At 35.2% G+C, this 3,721-nt stretch carries 1 protein-coding gene; it reads right to left on the bottom strand.

Annotated features, from left to right (window positions below; all coding sequences use genetic code 11):
- Positions 1-3,721 (bottom strand): Ig-like domain repeat protein (locus Q4Q55_RS06110; protein WP_303371938.1); only part of this gene is annotated, 3,721 nt, incomplete at both ends.

Raw genomic sequence — 3,721 nt, 5'->3', positions numbered from 1 at the left:
CCACATCAGGATATTCAACGCTTTCAACTGAAACAACAATATTATTATCCGCCTTATTAATATCAAATACAGCAGGAGTTATGAATATTGTGTAGTTTTCGCTGTCTGCAAATGAAGTGTTTGCAAGATAACCTTTTCCTGCAGGTAGATAAATGGAAGCATTTCCATTACCGTCAGGTCCCACTGCAACATCAACAGAAGTATCGTTAATAGTGACCTTATAATTGCCTGGCATGTTTGAAACCACTTTAACAGTGAGGTTTCCAGGCAATGTTGTATTTTCAACACTTACAACAACAACAGCGATTGCTTTTGAAACTGTGAATGTTGCGTTTTCTGTTTGGGCAATATAGTTATCCCTTTCATAATCAATCAGATTTGCCTCATAACTGCCGGCAGCCAAATGAATGCTGATTCCACTGCCATTTGCCTCAATTTCATAAGTTTTCTTATTGACTGTTACATTATATGTTCCGCCAACAGTAGCCATGACCCTGACAGTGACATTATTCGGATAAGTTGAAGAACTAACATCCACTTTAATGTCATTGATGCCCTTATTAACAGTGAATGTGGCGTTTGCGGTTATTCCGTTGTAGTTTTTATCAGAGTATGTTACATTTGCATAATATTCTCCTGCATCGAATTTATGGCTGATGCTGGAGGTATTTGCTTCAATCTCATAAACGGTTCCTGAAACATTGACTTGATATGTTCCGGCAACTGTTGCATTAACTTTAATTGTTACATTGTTAGGATATGTGGTCTCTTTATCCACAAATACTTCAATATAATTGTTTGCTTTGTTTACTTTGAAACTGATTTCTTTTTCTATACCCTGATAGTTATTATCCCCACTGTAATTAGCTATGATTGTATAGTCTGAATTAGCATCAAGAACGCCTAATGAAATTGTTTGAGTTGAAGTTACGTCTTCAATTTCACCAATATTAGTGCCATCATATCTAAATGTCACTTTACCTGTAGCATCACCAGGCAATTCAATTTCAAGAATAATCTCCTCACCATAAGTATATTCCTCTTTAGTGGATGTTGGATTGAATGGTGTAGGTGTCTGAACTACTTTAAATAAGTACTCAACTGAATTAGCATTGTAATCATCCTGCTGGTCCACACTTATTACTGCATAATAGTCTCCCACATCAAGAGGCACAGATTTGTTAAATTCGAAGTTATTTACACCGTCTGTTGTGATATAAAATGGTTCTGAATTAGCTAATTTAACAGTATAAGTTCCGCTGACATTTGTTTTAATATAACCGGTTACATTATTTCCATAGACGATTTGATTTCCGTTTTCAGATTTAACTACAATTTCTAATTTAATGTCGGATCTTTTGACTTCAAAAGTATCATTAGTAATTGTTGAAGTATAGTTATCATTATCAGCGAATGTTGCATTTGCTGAATAGGAACCCGCTTTTAATATAGCGGTTGCATTGCTTCCTTCGCCATTAGGTGTTGTGATACTGACGGTTACTTTAGTTTTTTCAGAGTCATTAAACTCAACAGTGTAAATGCCTGTTGCGTTTGCTTTGACTTTAACAATGACATTTCCAGGCAAGTAAACATCATCCACAGTTACAACAACAATGTTTTGTGATTTGAGTACTTCAAAGTGAACCGGATCAGCGGTTGTAGTGTAATTGTCATTGTCACATGAAATGATTTCCGCTTCATAGTCACCGGCGATCAGTTCAATAGTGTTTTCACCGGTTTGACCATCCTCATCCACAACAACAGTCACTTCCTTGCCGTTGTTAAATCTTACAACATATGTTCCTTTCACACCTGTGACCTGAACATTAACAGGTCCAGGCAAGTAATTTTCACTAGCTATTGTAATAACTGCATTGTTTTCTCCTTTAGCAACAGAGAATGTGTCATTTTCAACATTTATGTTGTATAAATCTGATTCAGGAACGCCGGTGATGTTTGCATAATATGAATCCGCACCGAACTTATGGGTTGCTGTGGCAGATGTTTCACCGTCAGGAATGGTTACAGTCACTTCAGTTCCATTAATATCAATTGTGTAATCACCTGCAATGATTGAATTTACTGTAACGGTTACTTCTTCAGGATAGGATTTATCTTTTGAAACCACAACGCTTGCAGTGGTGTCTGCTTTTGAGGAAGTGATTGTAATGTTTTTCTTACTTTCACTGTATTTGTAATCACCGCTGTATTTGGCAGTGATGTTGAATTCTCCAACACGGTCAACTGTAAATTCAAATGGAACATTTAATCCTAAAGCCTCTGAAATGTTATTATCACCAATATAGTAAGTTACAGTACCAGTGGCACCATCAGGTCCCACACTAGGAGTGATAGTGATTGTTTGTAAATATTTAGGGGTTGCATTATCTGAAGTTAATGTGATTTCAGAGTCATATTTGTTTACAGTTACTGTAATTTCTTTAGATGAAGCCTCATGTGTTGAGTTTCCATTGAATTTAACAGTGATTACTGCAGTACCGTTACCAACTGCCTTAAAGTTACTGCCTGAAGTGAATCTGATAACATTTTCATCACTGCTTTCATAAGTTAAAGCAGTTTCGGTGTTTAAGGTTCCGTTGACATAGAAATCAGCACTGACACCTGATTCGTCATCCACTTTTAAAGGATTAATATCCTCAGCAGTGACTTCAGTTGGGATTTTATTTACAGTGATTTTGATTGTATAGTTTTCACATTTGAATTTTTCAGCATTAGTATCTGCAAGGCAAATTGTTAAATTTGTTGTTCCGCCGGTTAAAGCTGTAATATGTCCTGTTGCATAATAACTTGGGTCTCCGGTTACACCAGTATAATCATAGGTAAATGAAATTATACTACTTTCAAACTTATAGGCTATTACAGTAATTCCAGAAGTAGCATAGCCAGAATGGATACTGTCCACAATACCTTCAATATCTATGTCCAGTGTATCAGTGACATTTAAGGTAATTTCATTACTTTCAATATTAGTCACATTTAAGACAATAGGAACTTTTAAAACTCTGACAACCATTTCAAATGTTTCGGCATCATAAATTGTTGATCCCTCATATGTGAATGTAAGTTTTGCAGTCCCTTCAGTGGTTCGTGCCCTAATATCCTTTACATCACTATTCAAATTAATTAATGATGAATCATTGATAGATAAAGTTATGGAACCATATTTATCGTCAGCCGTTTTGATTAATTCTTTTTTATTTAAAGGCTGGTTAGCATACATTGTGAATGGAACATCAACTATAGGAACCATGTAAGGTCCTTTAATATATGTTTCATATATCATATTATTACAGTGAATATATATATTAGCAGATCCTGGGTTAACTGCCGTATATGTAAACTCTTCATTTAAAGAAACCGCATTCTTATCTAATCCACCATTATCAGAAGTTACATCAAAAGTGATATTAGGCAATAGGGAATTGTCAAATTCACTTATTTCTGTTCCGTCATGTGAATATAAAACATATTTGATTGTGGAAGTCTCATTATAACCAATTTTATCAGAACTGACATCAGATTTTATGAACAACCATTTATTAGGTTCTGCACCCTGAACGAAGTTAGAACCGAAAGTTTCTGGATGGTTTTGAGCAGTTGTTCCCCACCAGTTGTCATCAATAGTCACGTTACCTGTATTTAAAACAAAACTAGCATAATTATCTGCACTACTTTCCCTATTTTCTAAAAATATAGAATT

The sequence above is a fragment of the Methanobrevibacter sp. genome (genome assembly GCF_030539555.1).
Lineage (GTDB): Archaea > Methanobacteriota > Methanobacteria > Methanobacteriales > Methanobacteriaceae > Methanocatella.
This window is presented reverse-complemented; position numbering and strand designations above follow the sequence as displayed.